The organism is Sphingobium sp. HWE2-09 (assembly GCF_035989265.1).
Lineage (GTDB): Bacteria > Pseudomonadota > Alphaproteobacteria > Sphingomonadales > Sphingomonadaceae > Sphingobium.
Map to the genome: position 1 here is coordinate 100,216 of NZ_JAYKZX010000003.1, position 14,592 is coordinate 114,807.

Annotated in this window: 13 protein-coding genes and 1 pseudogene; 7 read left to right on the forward strand and 7 right to left on the reverse strand. The window is 66.0% G+C overall.

Annotated features, from left to right (window positions below; genetic code table 11):
• Positions 1-281 precede the first annotated feature (281 nt).
• Positions 282-431: a hypothetical protein gene (locus U5A89_RS06035; protein WP_338160301.1), complete on the forward strand. Its 150-nt coding sequence runs from the start codon at positions 282-284 to the stop codon at positions 429-431.
• A 55-nt stretch (positions 432-486) separates the two neighbouring features.
• Here U5A89_RS06035 and U5A89_RS06040 read toward each other — a convergent pair whose 3' ends face one another.
• Both U5A89_RS06040 and U5A89_RS06045 read right to left on the reverse strand, forming a co-directional pair.
• On the reverse strand, positions 487-2,289 hold the full coding sequence (locus U5A89_RS06040; RefSeq protein WP_338160302.1) for an acyl-CoA dehydrogenase C-terminal domain-containing protein: 1,803 nt from the start codon (positions 2,287-2,289) through the stop codon (positions 487-489).
• A 44-nt stretch (positions 2,290-2,333) separates the two neighbouring features.
• Complete coding sequence (locus U5A89_RS06045; protein ID WP_338160303.1) at positions 2,334-2,744, reverse strand: MerR family transcriptional regulator; 411 nt, start codon at positions 2,742-2,744, stop codon at positions 2,334-2,336.
• Positions 2,745-2,851: 107 nt separating this feature from the next.
• On the opposite strand from U5A89_RS06045, the gene U5A89_RS06050 reads away from it, so the two are divergent.
• The 4 genes and pseudogenes from U5A89_RS06050 (at position 2,852) to U5A89_RS06065 (ending at position 8,411) form a co-directional block, all read left to right on the forward strand.
• The gene (locus U5A89_RS06050; RefSeq protein WP_338160304.1) at positions 2,852-3,262 is read left to right on the forward strand and encodes a DUF2946 family protein; all 411 of its coding nucleotides are present in this window, start codon (positions 2,852-2,854) and stop codon (positions 3,260-3,262) included.
• Between the two features lie 145 nt (positions 3,263-3,407).
• Positions 3,408-5,443, forward strand: a pseudogene (locus U5A89_RS06055) (TonB-dependent receptor family protein).
• 16 nt (positions 5,444-5,459) lie between these two features.
• Positions 5,460-6,731, forward strand: a complete 1,272-nt coding sequence (locus U5A89_RS06060) for a PepSY-associated TM helix domain-containing protein (protein ID WP_338160305.1) — start codon at positions 5,460-5,462, stop codon at positions 6,729-6,731.
• Between the two features lie 63 nt (positions 6,732-6,794).
• On the forward strand, positions 6,795-8,411 hold the full coding sequence (locus tag U5A89_RS06065) for an NAD(P)/FAD-dependent oxidoreductase (RefSeq protein ID WP_338160306.1): 1,617 nt from the start codon (positions 6,795-6,797) through the stop codon (positions 8,409-8,411).
• Between the two features lie 21 nt (positions 8,412-8,432).
• Here the strand turns inward: U5A89_RS06065 and U5A89_RS06070 are convergent, their stop codons facing one another.
• Genes U5A89_RS06070 through modA form a run of 3 tightly spaced genes read right to left on the reverse strand, consistent with a single transcriptional unit; the run spans position 8,433 to position 10,505 of the window.
• Entirely contained in the window at positions 8,433-9,080 is a 648-nt protein-coding gene (locus tag U5A89_RS06070; protein WP_338160307.1) for an ATP-binding cassette domain-containing protein, read from the reverse strand.
• Positions 9,041-9,727: a molybdate ABC transporter permease subunit gene (gene modB / locus U5A89_RS06075; RefSeq protein WP_338160308.1), complete on the reverse strand. Its 687-nt coding sequence runs from the start codon at positions 9,725-9,727 to the stop codon at positions 9,041-9,043. Before modB ends, U5A89_RS06070 begins: the two co-directional genes overlap by 40 nt.
• Positions 9,728-9,737: 10 nt before the next feature.
• Positions 9,738-10,505, reverse strand: a complete 768-nt coding sequence (gene modA, locus U5A89_RS06080; protein ID WP_338160309.1) for a molybdate ABC transporter substrate-binding protein — start codon at positions 10,503-10,505, stop codon at positions 9,738-9,740.
• An 83-nt stretch (positions 10,506-10,588) separates the two neighbouring features.
• On the opposite strand from modA, the gene U5A89_RS06085 reads away from it, so the two are divergent.
• On the forward strand, positions 10,589-12,253 hold the full coding sequence (locus U5A89_RS06085) for a molybdopterin oxidoreductase family protein (RefSeq protein WP_338160310.1): 1,665 nt from the start codon (positions 10,589-10,591) through the stop codon (positions 12,251-12,253).
• On the opposite strand, the gene U5A89_RS06090 is transcribed toward U5A89_RS06085, so the two are convergent.
• Together U5A89_RS06090 and U5A89_RS06095 are read right to left on the reverse strand one after the other, a co-directional pair.
• Positions 12,229-13,401, reverse strand: a complete 1,173-nt coding sequence (locus U5A89_RS06090) for a glycosyltransferase (protein ID WP_338160311.1) — start codon at positions 13,399-13,401, stop codon at positions 12,229-12,231. The genes U5A89_RS06085 and U5A89_RS06090 overlap by 25 nt on opposite strands.
• Positions 13,402-13,458: 57 nt before the next feature.
• Positions 13,459-14,022 carry a helix-turn-helix domain-containing protein gene (locus U5A89_RS06095; RefSeq protein WP_338160312.1) on the reverse strand — a complete coding sequence of 188 codons (564 nt, stop codon included), beginning with the start codon at positions 14,020-14,022 and terminating at the stop codon, positions 13,459-13,461.
• A gap of 100 nt (positions 14,023-14,122) precedes the next feature.
• Here U5A89_RS06095 and U5A89_RS06100 point away from each other — a divergent pair, with 100 nt between their 5' ends.
• Complete coding sequence (locus U5A89_RS06100) at positions 14,123-14,575, forward strand: DUF6456 domain-containing protein (RefSeq protein ID WP_338160313.1); 453 nt, start codon at positions 14,123-14,125, stop codon at positions 14,573-14,575.
• The last annotated feature ends 17 nt before the right edge of the window (positions 14,576-14,592 follow it).

Sequence of the window (14,592 nt, forward strand, 5' to 3'; positions counted from 1 at the left end):
TGGGGTAGGTGCGAGCGAAGCGAGCGGCTAGGCACCGGGCGGCAGAACGCCGCTGGCGCGGCGTACCCACCCCCGGCCCCTCCCTGAAAGGGAGGGGAGAAGAGGGCGCATCTTCAGTCTTAGCAGTAAGATGCCGACGTCAGCTCGTATAACCACCGACCGCAATGGCTTACCTTAACTGCAATCGCCTCGACCCGCATTGCATTTGCGCAACCGCGCATGAAAGCCCAGATAACCCTCGATGCTGCAGCGCAGCAAAAATCTACAGTCGAGGCTCTACGATGTTTTCACTTCTGTCGCTCTATTTCGCCTATCGCCGTGATGTCATCGCCGCTGAACGCCATGTCGCTGGCCTTGTCCGGACGCAGACGCCGGTAGCCGACAGCGTCACGCCGACCCAGGTCGAAGAGCAGCTGCCGCTCGCCGCCTGACGCGCACGAAAAGGGCGACCCGTGGGCCGCTCTTTCATGCAATCGATAACGTCGATCAGGCCGCCAGGAACATATCCGGGTCCAGCGCCATCAGCGCATCTGCGCCGCCCTCGATCTTGCGGCGCAGCGATCCGGCATCGGGCATGATCCGCTCGGCAAAGAAGCGCGCCGTCACCAGCTTGGCTTCCAGAAACTTGGCGTCCCCTTCGCCCGCTGCCAGCAGCGTGACCGCCGCCTTGCTCATGCGCAGCCACATCAGGCCGGTCGCGACGATGCCCAATATGTGCATATAATGATGCGCGCCCGCCCCGGCATTGTCGGGGTTCTTCATCGCATTCTGCATCAGCCACATGGTCGCCGCGCCCAACTGGCCGCTCGCCTTTTCCAGTGCTTCGGCAAAGCCGCTCAGCTTCTCATGCCCCTTGGCGTCGGCCACTTCGTCTGCCACGATCTTCAGGAACGCCTGCAACGCGCGGCCGCCGTTCATCGGCAGCTTGCGGCCGACCAAGTCCATCGCCTGCACGCCATTGGTGCCTTCGTAGATCTGGGCGATGCGCGCGTCGCGCACATACTGCTCCACGCCATTTTCCCAGATATAGCCATGGCCGCCGAACACCTGCTGGCACGCGACCGCCACATCGAAGCCCTTGTCGGTGCCATAGCCCTTGATCACTGGCGTCAGCAGGCTGATGAGGTCATCGGCCGTCTGGCGCTCTTCCTCTGTCGCGGCATGGTGCGACAGGTCGACCTGCAACGCCCCCCACAGGATGAAAGCGCGCAGCCCTTCGGTGATCGCCTTGGCCTCCATCAGCATCCGGCGCACATCGGGGTGCACGAATAGCGTGTCGGCCTTTTCGTTCGGCTCCTTGGGGCCAGTTAGCGAACGCCCCTGACGGCGATCGCGCGCATAATGCACCGCATTCTGGAACGCGATCTCCGCCTGGCCCAAGCCCTGCAAACCCACGCCCAGCCGCGCCGCGTTCATCATGATGAACATCGCGGCCAGGCCTTTATTCTCGTCACCTACGATCCATCCGGTCGCCCCGTCATAATTCATGACGCAGGTCGCGTTGCCGTGAATGCCCATCTTATGCTCGATCGATCCGCACGACACGGCGTTGCGATCCCCCAGCGCGCCGTCGTCGCCCACGAATATCTTGGGCACCACGAACAGCGAAATCCCCTTGCTGCCTTCGGGCGCGCCCGGCGTCTTGGCCAGGACGAGGTGGATGATATTCTCCGACAGGTCATGCTCGCCCGCCGAAATGAAAATCTTGGTCCCGGTGATGCTGTAGCTGCCATCGGCCTGCGGCACCGCCTTCGTCTTGATGAGGCCCAGGTCCGTGCCGCAATGCGGCTCGGTCAGGTTCATCGTGCCGGTCCATTCGCCCGACACCATCTTGGGAATATAGCGCTGCTGCAATTCGTCGCTGCCCTTGGCGATCAGCGCCGCGACCGCGCCAGCGGTCAGGCCGTGATACATTTCGAACGACTGGTTGGCCGACAGCACATATTCGTCGACCGCCGTCGCCACCACGCTGGGCAGACCCTGTCCGCCAAATTCGACCGGGCTGTGGATCGTGGTCCATCCGCCCGCGACGAACTGGTCGAACGCATCCTTAAAGCCGGTCGGTGTCTTCACGCTGCCATCGGGATTGCGGGTGCAGCCTTCCTTGTCGCCCACCGCATTCAGCGGAAACAGCACCTCTGCCGCCATCTTGCCGCCTTCGGTCAGGATCGCCTCGACCAGGTCCGGCGTGGCGTTCTCAAAGCCAGGCAGATTGGCGTAGCGCTCCAACCCGACCACATGGTCCAGCACGAAACGGGTATCGCGAACGGGGGCGGCGTAACTGGGCATGATCGTCTCCTAAGCGTCTTTTTATGGCGGGGGAAAGGGGGGGATTAGCGTTGAGCGATGGTCGCGACGAAGGCGTCCAGTTCGGCGATGGCGGCGTCGATATCTTCCTTCTGCCGGGTCAGCAGGTCGATCCGCGCCTTGCACTTGCCCATGGTGACGCGCCGCTGTTCTTCATGCTCTTCGTCGGCATCATAAAGGTCGATCATCTCGCGAATGTCGGTCAGGCTGAACCCGACCCGCTTGCCGCGCAGAATCCAGGCAAGCCGGGCGCGGTCGCGCCGCGAATAGATGCGGGCCAGCCCCTGCCGTTCCGGCGAGATCAGCCCCTCATCCTCATAAAAGCGCAACGCGCGCGCCGTGACGCCGAACTCTTCGCTGAGGTCGGTAATGCTGTAGCTTTGCCGTTCGCTATGGTCGGGCAGTTCGATGCCCGCGATGCTGCTGCGATTGTCCATGAACGAAGATGTAATCCTGCTTTACGTTTACGTCAAGGTTAGCACATCATGCGTCTTGGACCTTTTGACCCGGTGACAAAGCGGCTGGTCGCCGTTAGGGAAGGGGCATGATGGGGGCGATCAGACAGTCTGAAGGCGCACGTGGCCTATTGGCCGCGCTGGCGCTGTTCGTCCTTGCCATCCAACTGATCGCGCCATCCGGCTTCATGCCGGTGCGCACGCAAAGCGGTGTCGTGGTGACGCTGTGCACCGGGCAGGGCGCGATCAATGTCGTCGTGCCGCGCGGCCAGGCGCCGGAGAAGGGCGACCATCGCCCGGATGACGGCATGGCGGGGCAACAACATTGCCCCTTCGCCGCCTCGATGCAGCCCGTCGTGCCGCCGCTGGTCGCTGCCGATCTGCCGCTGCCCGCCTGGCAACTGGCTTTCGGGGCGATCGCGTTCGCGCTCAAGACAGGCGTCATCGCCCGACTGGCCGCCCCGCCGCCGCCCTCGTCAGGACCACCCGCGACTTTCTGATTTCCAACGCGCTCTCGTGTCAGGATGACGTGTTCCCGCGAAGGCGGGAACCCAGTCCCGCCGTCCGAACTGGGTTCCCGCCTGCGCGGGAATACGCGGATTCGATGAGCGCCGATCCTGCATTCCCGTTTCAGAAAGTCGACCCATGCGTCACATCCACGCCGCACGCGCCCTGCCGCTGTGCGCCCTCATCCTTGCCCTGTCCGCCACCCCCGCCGTCGCCGAAGACGCCGATCAAAGCGCGATCGTCGTCACCGCCAGCCGCGCGGTCGAGGAAGCCGCCGCCCGCGTTCAGCGCACCCCCGGCGGCGTCGATGTCGTCGCGGCGAAGGACTTTGAAAACAGGCTCGCCGTCTCGCTGCGCGACGCTTTGGCCTTTTCGCCCGGCGTCTATACCCAGCCACGCTTTGGGCAGGAGGTGCGGATTTCCATTCGCGGGTCCGGCCTGTCGCGCAGCTATCATATGCGCGGCCTCACTTTGTTGCAGGACGGCATCCCGATCAACGCCGCCGACGATAATGGCGATTTCCAGGAACTCGACCCGCAGGTCTTCCAGCATATCGAGGTCTATCGCGGCGGCAACGCGCTGCGCCTGGGCGGATCGACGCTGGGCGGCGCGATCAACGCGGTGACGCCGACCGGGCGCAGCGCACCGGGGCTGGACCTGCGCGTCGATGGCGGCAGTTTCGACACGATCCGCGCCAAGGTGGCCTATGGCTATGCCGACGATCATGGCGACGCCTATGCCGCGATCACCGCCGACCGATCCGACAGTGACCGCGCCCATGGGAATCGCAAGGCGGCGCGGTTCAATGGCAATGTCGGGTTGAAGATCAGCGACCGGATCGAAACCCGCTTCTACGCCAGCACCCAGATGATCCGTCAGAAACTCGCAGGCGCGCTCAGCGAACGGGACGTGCTGACCAATCCGGGCAAGGGCAATTTCACTGGCGATCAGGCGCGCGACATCGATTCGATCCGCCTGCAAAATCGCACCACCATTGACCTTGGCGACGGCACGCTCGCCTTCGGCCTGTTCTACAATGCCAAGTCGCTGTCCCACCCCATCTATCAGTTGATCGACCAGAATTCGGAAGATCGCGGGGTCTTCGCCAGCCTGGATCTGACGGGCGATCTGGGCGGCATGCCGGTCGAACTCACGCTGGGCAGCCAGGCGCGCTTCGGCCGCACCGATGCGCGCCAGTTCGTCAACTTGAACGGCCGGCCCGGCGCGCTGACCGCTCATGCCCTGCAAAAGGCGCAGACGATCAACAGCTATGGCGAAGCGCGCATCGCTCCGCTCGCCCATCTCTGGCTGATCGCGGGCGGCCTTTACAGCCATGGCGAACGGCGGATCAGCAATCGCCTGGCCCCGGCGCGCAGCGGCGACGCCAGTTTCGACAGTGTTTCGCCGAAGCTGGGGCTGCTCTACCAACCCAAGCAAGCCTTCCAATTCTACGCCAATTACAGCCGCTCGGTGGAAATGCCGGGGTTCGGCGAACTAAGCCAGGCGCCTGCAGGTGGCGCGCCGGGCTTCACCCCGGTGGGCCTTCAAAAGGCATGGACCGCCGAAATCGGCACGCGCGGCCGGGCGGGCATCGCCGCCTGGGACATCAGCCTTTATCGCGCCGATATAAGGGGGAGATGCTGCAATATAATGTGGTCGCGGGCGTCATCCCCGCCGCTACCTTCAACGCTGACCGGACCCGGCATCAGGGGTTGGAGGCTGGCCTGGACCTGACGCTGACCCCTTGGGCCATGCTGCGGCAAGCCTATCAATATAGCGACTTCCGCTTCCGCGACGATGTGCAGTTCGGCGATAACCGCCTGCCCGTGGTCCCGCGCCACTTCTATCGGGCGGAATTGAAACTGGGCACCGACCGGTTGAGCCTCTCGCCCGCTATCGAATGGCTGCCGCAGGGGGCGTGGGTCGATTATGCGAACACGAAACGGGTCGGCGGCTATGCCATGCTGAACCTGGGCGCGCAGGCGCAGGTCCGCGATGGCGTCACCCTGTTCGTGGACGCGCGCAACCTCACCGCCCGGCGCGCGATCGGCGATATCGGCGCGCTCGTCCGCTACGCCGCGGACAATCCCGCCACGGCGGCGGACGAAGGCAGTGTTGCTTTCTACCCGGTCGAACGCCGCGCCATCTATGGCGGCGTGCGTGCGCGTTTCTGAACGGAGGGGACGACCGATGACGGACGGAGCCTTGTACCGGGCGATGTGGCGCTGGCATTTCTATGCCGGCCTCATCGTCCTGCCGATCCTGGCGCTGATGGCGGTGACCGGCGCACTCTACCTCTACAAGCCGGAGATCGAGGCATGGCTCTATCCGGTGCAGATCGCCGCGCCGAAAAACGCACCAACCTTATCCCCCGCACAGATCGTTTCGATAACGCAACACTATGCGCAAACCCCGGTCACGCAGCTGACGATCCCCGCCGCCCGCACCGAAAGCTGGCGGGTTACGACCAGGGGCGAGAATAGCGATTTAACTGTCTATTTCGTTGACGCATTTAACGGTCGCATCATGGGCCAGATGCACGATGGCGGCGTTATGAAGACGATCAAGACGCTGCACAGTCTGGCGCTCACCGGTCCGATCGGCAACCGGCTGGTGGAGGTGGTGGCAGGCTGGGCGATCCTGCTCTGCGCCACCGGTCTTTATCTGCGCTGGCCCCGGCGCGGTCGGCCTGCGCTGGCGATCCGGGGGCGGGCAGGCGGGCGGCTTTTCTGGCGCGACCTGCATGGCACATTGGGTTTTCTGTCGGCGGGGATCATCTTGTTCCTGGCGGTCACCGGCATGCCCTGGACCGATGTCTGGGGCGGCGGCTTGCGGGCTATCGTCGCGGCGAACAACTGGGGCCGACCGAAAATGGCAGCCGTCCCCTGGCCCGCCCCGGCGCGTGACGTATTGCCCTGGACCCTGCGCGAAGGCGGCGGCGCAATGGGCGCGCCTGGCGATATCGGTATCGACGCCGTCGCCCGCATCGCCGCCGGGCGCGGCATGACCCACGGCTATCAGATCATCCTGCCCGCCACCCCCGGCGCGCCCTATCTGGTGGCGAGCTTCGTGCAGCGGGCCGATGATGCCCGCGCCCTCACCATCGATGCCGCCAGCGGCGCGGTGGTGCAGGATATCGACTGGCGCATGTTCGGCCCCGGGGCAAAAGCGGTGGAATGGGGCATCGCCACGCATCAGGGCCAGCAATATGGGGAGGGCAACCGGCTGCTCATGCTAGCGGGTTGCCTCTGCCTGCTGGCCTTGTGCGCCACCGCGCCGGTCCTGTGGTGGAAACGGCGCAAGGACGGTCGGTTGCACGCGCCGCCCGCATCCACGCCTGCCGCCCGGCGCGGGGTGGCAGCGTTGATGCTGGGGCTGGGCATCCTCTTCCCGCTCACCGGCCTGTCGATGCTGGCCGCGTTGGCGGGCGAATGGCTGGTCGGGCGGATGCGGCGCGCCTAGCCACCCGCCCAAACCTAACGGAGCATTTCCCATTTGCGCCGCCAGCGATTATGGGGCGATCCTATGATCCGTCTGTCCGGCCTGAAACTGCCCCTCGATCACTCGGCCGAGGCGATGCCCGCCGCCATCTGCGCGCGCCTTGGCATCGAACCGCACGACCTGCGCGGGCATAGCCTGGTGCGCCGGGGCAATGACGCCCGCCGCCGCTCCGCCATCCTGCTGGTCTATACGATCGACGTTGACGTCGCGAACGAGGCGGCGGTGCTGGCCCGCTTCGAAAACGACCATGACGTCCGCCCGACGCCCGATACGCGCTACAGGTTCGTCACCCACGTCCCGGCCGATTGGCGGGGTAAGCGCCCGGTCGTCATCGGCGCGGGACCATGCGGCCTGTTCGCGGGCCTCATCCTGGCGCAAATGGGCTTCCGCCCGATCATCCTCGATCGTGGCAAAGTGGTGCGCGAACGGACCAAGGATACCTGGGGTCTATGGCGCCGCGCCGAGTTGAACCCCGACAGCAATGTCCAGTTCGGCGAAGGCGGGGCGGGCACCTTTTCCGACGGCAAACTCTATTGCCGGGTGAAAGACCCGCGCTTCCTAGGCCGCAAGGTGCTGGAAGAGTTCGTCGCCGCCGGTGCGCCCGACGACATCCTGTGGGAAGCGCATCCGCATATCGGCACCTTCCGCCTCGTCACCATGGTCGAAGCGATGCGCCGCCACATCGAGGCGCTGGGCGGTGAATATCGCTGGCAAAGCCGCGTCGACGATCTAGTGCTGGACCGCACGGGCGAGGGCGAACAGCAGCTGCGCGGCCTGGTGCTGCAGCATGGCAGCGTGATCGATACCGATCATGTCGTCCTGGCCGTCGGTCACAGCGCGCGCCCGACCTTTGAAATGCTCTACGGTCGCGGCGTCCATATCGAAGCCAAGCCCTTTTCCATCGGCGTGCGGATCGAACATCCGCAAAGCTGGGTCGACCGCGCCCGCTACGGCCAGTGCGCGGGCCACCCGGATCTGGGCGCAGCATCCTATAGCCTCGCCCATCACTGCGCCAATGGCCGCACCGTCTACAGCTTCTGCATGTGCCCGGGCGGCCGGGTCGTCGCCGCCACGTCGGAGGAAGGGCGCGTCGTCACCAACGGCATGAGCCAATATAGCCGCGCAGAGTTCAACGCCAATTCGGGCCTGGTCGTCGGCATCGATCCGGCGCGCGATTATCCGGACGGGCCGCTGGCGGGCATCGACCTGCAACGCCATTGGGAATCGATGGCCTATGTCGCAGGCGGCGCGTCCTACTGGGCGCCGGGCCAGACCGTGGGCGATTTCCTTGCTCGCCGCCCCTCGACGCATTTGGGCGAGGTGGTCCCGTCCTACAAGCCGGGCGTCACCCCCACCGACCTCACCCAATGCCTGCCCGATTATGTGGTCGAAGCCTTCCACGAAGCGCTGCCCGCTTTCGGCCGCCAGATCGCCCATTACGACCATCCCGACGCGGTGATGACGGGCGTGGAAACCCGCACCTCGTCCCCCATCCGCATCACCCGCGGCAAGGATTTCCAAAGCCTCAACGTCGCGGGTCTTTATCCGGCCGGGGAAGGTGCGGGCTATGCCGGCGGCATCCTGTCCGCCGCGATCGACGGGATCAAGGTGGCAGAGGCGCTTGCCCGGACCTTGGTCTGAACGCGGCCTGTTCGTCTGGGGTCAAAAGTCGATCGAAAAAACGTCCGCGCCCAGGCGGTCCAACTCGCGGGCGTCATGGGTGACGTACAGGATCTGGATGCGCGTCTGTTGCTGTATCCGCAGGATAAGGCTCAGCAGGTCATCCTTGCGCGCCTGGTCGAGATGGGTGAGCGGTTCGTCCATCAGCAGGATGCGCGGGGCTGATAACAAGGCGCGGCCGATCGCCACCCGCTGCGCCTCGCCGCCTGACAGGGATGACGGCCAGCGATCCAAAAGATGGCCGATGCCCAGCAGGTCGATGACGGCCTCTGCATCGGGACCGCTGCCGTCGCGCTTGCTGTAGAACAGGTTCCCCCGCACGCGCCGATGCGGAAAAAGGCGGCCGCCTTGGAAGATGAAGCCGCATCCGCGTTGCCATGGCGACAGGTCGATGCCGCTTTCGGTGTCGAACAATATGCTGTCCTGGATGACGATCCGGCCCCGGTCCGGCTTCAACAGGCCCGCGACCATGTTCAATATCGACGTCTTGCCGACGCCCGATGGCCCGAACAGACCGACGATCGGTTGGTCCGTGGCGATATGGGCCGCGATCGTCCGATCGCCCAATTTCCGCGCAACGCTGATGTCGATCATGCCGCCGCCGCCCGCCTGCTCCACCGCGACAGCCATTCCGCCGCCAGCAGCGCGATGAAGGACAGACCCACCGACAGGAATGTCAGCCGCCAAACCAGCATATCGCCGTTCGCCGTCTGGATCGCTGAATAGATGGCGAGCGACAGGGTGGTCGTTTCGCCCGGAATGCTGGACACGAAGGTGATGGTGGCGCCGAACTCGCCGATCGACCGCGCAAATCCCAATATCGCCGCGGCCACGATGCCGGGCATGGACAGGGGCAGGGTGATGGTCAGGAAGGTGCGGACCGGGGAAGCGCCCAATGTCTGCGCCGCCGCTTCCAACCGGGGATCGACCGCTTCGATCGACATGCGCATCGCCCGGACCATCAGCGGCATCGCCATGATGGCCGCCGCCAGCGCCGCGCCGGTCCAGCGGAAGAGCAGGCTGATCCCGAACCAGTCCGCCAGCCAGCGGCCGATGACGCCCTGCGTCCCGAACAGGATGAGCAGCAGCCAGCCGGTGATCACCGGGGGTATGACCAGCGGCAGATGGACCAGCGCATCGACCAGCAATTTGCCGGGAAAGCGCAACCGCGCCAGCACCCATGCGATGCCGAAGGCGATCGGCAGCATCCCCATCACGGCCACGCCGCCGACCTTGATCGAGAGGCCGATGATCGACCATTCTTCGGGAGCCAGCATCGTCTAGGGTTCAGACCCGGGAAAAGCCGTAGCGCGCCAAGATCGCCTGGCCTGGCCGTGACAGCAGGAAGCGGCGGAACCGCTCGGCATCGGGATGATCGCTGTTCTTGAGGCGCGCGATCGGATAGCGGATCGACGGATGGGTCGAGGCCGGGAAGACGCCCACGACCCGGACTTTGCCCGACGCCCGCGCGTCGGTAGCATAGACGATGCCCAGTCGCGCCTCGCCCCGTTCCACCAGCATCAGCGCGGCGCGGACATTGTCCGCCCGGGCGACCTTGGCCTCCACGCTCGACCAGACGCCCAGCGCACTGAGCGCCGCCTTGCCATATTTGCCCGCAGGTACGCTGGCCGGATCGGCCATGGCGAGCCGGGACGATCCCAATGCCCTGGCTATCGCCATGTTCCTGCCGATCGTCAGCCGCACCGGCTGCGTTGTCGGCGCGACCAGCACAAGCCGGTTGCCGACCAGATCTGCGCGCGTGCCGCGCTGGATCGCACCGGCCTGCTCGACATTGTCCATCCAGTCCTCATCGGCGGAGATGAAGAGATCGGCGGGCGCGCCTGCCCGAACCTGCCGCGCCAACGCCGAGGAACCGGCAAAGGACAGGACTGGGCGCGCATGGCCCGCCTTCGCCCAGGCATCGGCCGCAGCGGTCAGCGCGTCCTGCATACTGGCCGCCGCCAGGACCAGCGGTGCGCGCCGTTGCGCGGGCGCAGCGGTGGGCAAAAGGGCGAGGAGGAGGACCGCCAGGACAGCGCGGCGCAATAGTTTCATGCCCGCACAGTGCGCTGGCTGCTTCGCGGACTCAACCTTTATTGCTTTTGTCGGCGCATTCGATCGGATAGGCGGATACCGGCATGATCGTGACCAGAACGCTATGCGGCCGATGCGCCATGGGATGCGGCATACGCGCGATGGTGGAGGACAAGGGCGATGTCCTCCTGGAGGGGGATCGCATCCATCCGGCCAATATGGGGTGGCTCTGCCCTGCGGGTGAAGCGCTCGCGGCGGAGGCAGGATGTGACGACAGGCTGCTCCATCCGCTGTTGGCTGGAAAGCGCATATCCCGGGATCGGGCCATCGCGCAGGCCGCCCGCCGCCTATCCGACATCGTGGGACGGCATGGGCCAGAAAGCGTCGCATTGCATGTCGCGGGTGATCTGACGACCGAAGACTATTATGCCGCCAACAAGCTGATGAAGGGCTTCGTCGGCTCCGCCCATATCGACGTGCCCTGGGCCGACACCAGCGCGCAGGCGCATTGCGCGGCGTTCGGTGAGGATGTCATGCCCACCAGCGTCGAGGATATCGACCGCGCCGAACTGATCCTGGTCATCGGCGCGGAAGCGCTGCGCCGCCACCCGATGTTGAACCGCCGGGTGGCGCGGGCGCGGGAAGAGCAGGGCGCACTGCTGGCCGTCATCGATCCCGATCCTGCGGCGCGCCGGGTGCCCGCCGACCTGCATCTGGACCCCGCGCCCGGAAGCATGGCGACGTTGCTCGGCGGCCTGTTGCGGCACTGCCATGACGCCGGGCTTGCCGATCCCGCTTTCCTGGCCGCCCATGTGCATGTCCCGCCGGACTATTGGGAGGGGTTGCGACCGGGGCATGACCTCTGGTCGGTGGCGCGCGCGACCGGACTGTCCGCAGCACGCATCCGCGCCTTGCAGGATATGGTCGCGGCCTCGGCACGGATGGTGACGCTGTGCGACGCGAATGCAGGCGAAGGAATGGCGCAAGCGGCGGCGGCTATCATCGCGCTGCATCTGGCAACGGGACGCATCGGGCGGCCCGGCGCAGGTCCGTTCCTGTTGCCCGGCGCGCCCAATGCGATGGGTGCGCGGGAAGCGGGATGCGGGGCCGATATGCTGGCGGCGCATCATGATTTTGGGGATAGAGCGCTGGACTCATTGCGGCGCTTCTGGTCCGCGCCCAATCTCACGTCCGCGCCCGGCTTGTCGGGCGACCTTCTGGTCGAAGCGATCGGCGATGGCCGCATCAAGGCGCTGGTGATGCTGGGCGCGGCCCCATCCGCCTGGTTCGATGCACTGCCGACCGGTCGGCCTTTCACCCTGTTTGCAGGCGACCGGCTGGACCCGATCCAGGCCGAGCGGATCGATATCGCCCTTCCGATGGCGGGGCTGTTGGAACGGGACGGGACGCTGACCAGTGCCGATCGGCTGATCGCCCGACAGCGCCCGGTCCTGCCTTTGTCGGGGGAGGCCCGGCCGGGCTGGTGGATCGTGACGCAGATCGCCCGCGCCATGGGCTGGCACGACGCGTTCCATTATGAGCGCCCGGCAGACATCTACCGCGAACATGCGCGCTTGTCGGCCTATCAGCCCGGATCGCAACGCCTGTTCAGCCTGCGCCGCCATGCGCCGATATCCAATCCTGCCTATCAGGAACTGACGCCCTGGCGATGGGGCGGCCTGCCCTTTGACGAGGGCCGCTTTCCCACCCCGGACGGGAAGGCGCGGCTGGTGTGTTTCTGGGATCAGGCCTTCGCGGCGATCGCCTGAAGATGCGATAGCAGCGTGTCGCCATTGGCGGCCCAGGTGAAGCGCAGCGCCGATTCGCGCACCGCTTCGCGCGTCGGCGGCGCGTTCAATATCGCGCGGATCGCGTCGGCGATCGCTTCGGGTTCCCGTGAGACGATCCGGCCCGCCTGCGGCTGATCGAGCAATTCGCGCGCGCCGCCTACATCGGTGATGACGATCGGCGTCCCGCAGGCGAGCGATTCCACCCATGCATTGGCCAGCCCTTCGGATTCGGACGGCAGCGCCATCACGTCGGCGGCGGTATAGATGCGCGGCAGCTTATGGTGCGGCACCGAACCCAGGAAGCCGACGCGTCGTTCGACGCCCAGTTCCTGCGCCAGATTTTCCAGCGTGCGGCGGAACGCGCCCTGGCCCGCCAGCAGCAGCGTAACGTCGGGCAGTAGCGGCAGCGCGCGGACCAGCAGATCCTGCCCCTTGCGCGGGATCAGCGCGCCGACGCACAGCACGACAGGCCCGCTGAAATCCAGCGCCGCTTTGGCCGCATCGCGATCGCCCATCTCGAACGTGTCGAGATCGACGCCGGTATAGTGAACGCGGATTTTTTCGGCATTGATGCCCATCCGCGCCATCGACCGCCGCATCGCGTCCGACACGGCGAGCAATCCGGCCGCGCCATCGGCCGCCTGCCGGACCATCTTGCGCGTGCCGCGCTGGACGCCCCAATAATGAATGTCGGCGCCGCGCGCCTTGACCGAATAGGGGATGCCAAGCGCCTTCGACAGGCGTTGCGCCACCGGGCCGTCGGGGAAGAAGAAGCTGGCGTCGATGACGTCGAACGGCTTTTCCGCATGGAGCCGCTTGACCAGCGGCAGGATCGCGCGGGTCATCGCGCCGACATTGGTGCGCCCGCCGAACTTGGGAATGATCGGGAAGGTGGGTCGATAGACGGTCAGTTCGCGCCACCGTTCCTTGCGCGGCAGCGCGCGCAGCGGGGCGTAGCGCGCGGCCAGCGACAGCGGCCATGGCGGCAGGCCCACCGGCGCGATCACGGTAACGTCGGCTTCGGGCCGACTGGCCAGTTCGCGCGCCTGTCGTTCCACGAACACGCCGAAATTGGGCCGGCTGATGTCGGGAAAGAGGGTCGATAGCATAAGGACGTTGAGCGCCATGGCCTCTCTTTCGCTGCATAGTCTTTGCGGATGGTTAAGACGGGCGTGACGACTTGGCTAGAGCCGTCGGACGAGTTGCACCGCCACAGCGGCCCATGGCGGGTCGGTCAGCACCATTTGCCGCGCCCCGGACCCCAATGGCAGCATCTGCAACCGGTCGCCTTCCCGCCCGATCAACCGCCCGAACAGGAAGCGGCCGGCGGGACGCGGGAACAGGATATCGCGATTGAGCGCGCTGGAAAATTCGTCCGGCGCGATGCGGCGGCACCAGATGGCGTCGCCGCTGCGATAGTCGCCGATGCTGGCGCTGACATGCACGCCGACCATCCCGTCCGATGCGCCGGGCGGGGGGAAGGCCAGCGGCCGGGTCGGCGCACGCGCGCCGTCCGGACCCAGCAACGCGGCCACCGGCACTTCCGCCTGGCCCGGCAGGGCAACCAGTTCGGACGTGGTGGCGCCCAGCGCCAGCGCGATGCGGTTGAGCCATTTGACCGATACGGTCCGGGTACCGGTTTCCAGCCGCCCGATCGTCTGCGCAGTGGTGGGCGGATCGCATAGCGCGCCCACCTGTTCGAGCGTCAGTCCCTTGGCCTTGCGAACCTCGCGGATGCGGGTGATCATGATGTCCTCGACATTAAAGAACCTATTTGGTTTCCTCTTTCCTACAAACTATCCGCGATGGCAAGGCTGCTTCCGTCGATTCCGCCGGAAAGGAAATGCCGTGGCCGCCACCCATGTCGAACAGATGATCGAAGACCCCGATGGCCGTCCGCAGGCGGTGCAGGTGCATATCGGCGAATCGCCGATCGCCTGGCTGCATGCGCGCGGCCATTTGAGCGAGCGCCATTATCTGGCGGGCGACCTGCTGCGCCGCGATTGGGAAAAGGCCGGGCTGGGCGCGCGCATCACCATGCGATGGGACGCCGCACCGCGCAGCGCGCGGGGTTCGGCCGGGGCTGGCGATCCGACCCTGGCGCAACTGGCGGCGCGCGATCGGTTCGATGGGGCCATTCGGGCTGCCGGACCTGGCCTGTCGGATATATTGTGGCGGGTCGCCTGTGCGGGCGAAGGACTGGTCGCGGCGGAAAAGGCGCTTGGCTGGCCCAGTCGCGCGGGCAAGCTGGTGCTGACTTTGGCGCTGGATCGGGTGGCGGGATGGTATCGGGTGGCTTGAATATTCGACCCCGCACG

Coding starts and splice junctions, on each gene's coding strand:
- modB (WP_338160308.1), bottom strand. CDS start 9,727: ATGCTGGCTCCCGAAGAATGGTCGATCATCGGCCTCTCGATCAAGGTC.
- modA (WP_338160309.1), bottom strand. CDS start 10,505: ATGAAACTATTGCGCCGCGCTGTCCTGGCGGTCCTCCTCCTCGCCCTT.
- U5A89_RS06045 (WP_338160303.1), bottom strand. CDS start 2,744: ATGGACAATCGCAGCAGCATCGCGGGCATCGAACTGCCCGACCATAGC.
- U5A89_RS06060 (WP_338160305.1), top strand. CDS start 5,460: ATGACGGACGGAGCCTTGTACCGGGCGATGTGGCGCTGGCATTTCTAT.
- U5A89_RS06050 (WP_338160304.1), top strand. CDS start 2,852: ATGATGGGGGCGATCAGACAGTCTGAAGGCGCACGTGGCCTATTGGCC.
- U5A89_RS06065 (WP_338160306.1), top strand. CDS start 6,795: ATGATCCGTCTGTCCGGCCTGAAACTGCCCCTCGATCACTCGGCCGAG.
- U5A89_RS06085 (WP_338160310.1), top strand. CDS start 10,589: ATGATCGTGACCAGAACGCTATGCGGCCGATGCGCCATGGGATGCGGC.
- U5A89_RS06035 (WP_338160301.1), top strand. CDS start 282: ATGTTTTCACTTCTGTCGCTCTATTTCGCCTATCGCCGTGATGTCATC.
- U5A89_RS06040 (WP_338160302.1), bottom strand. CDS start 2,289: ATGCCCAGTTACGCCGCCCCCGTTCGCGATACCCGTTTCGTGCTGGAC.
- U5A89_RS06070 (WP_338160307.1), bottom strand. CDS start 9,080: ATGGCTGTCGCGGTGGAGCAGGCGGGCGGCGGCGGCATGATCGACATC.
- U5A89_RS06095 (WP_338160312.1), bottom strand. CDS start 14,022: ATGATCACCCGCATCCGCGAGGTTCGCAAGGCCAAGGGACTGACGCTC.
- U5A89_RS06090 (WP_338160311.1), bottom strand. CDS start 13,401: ATGGCGCTCAACGTCCTTATGCTATCGACCCTCTTTCCCGACATCAGC.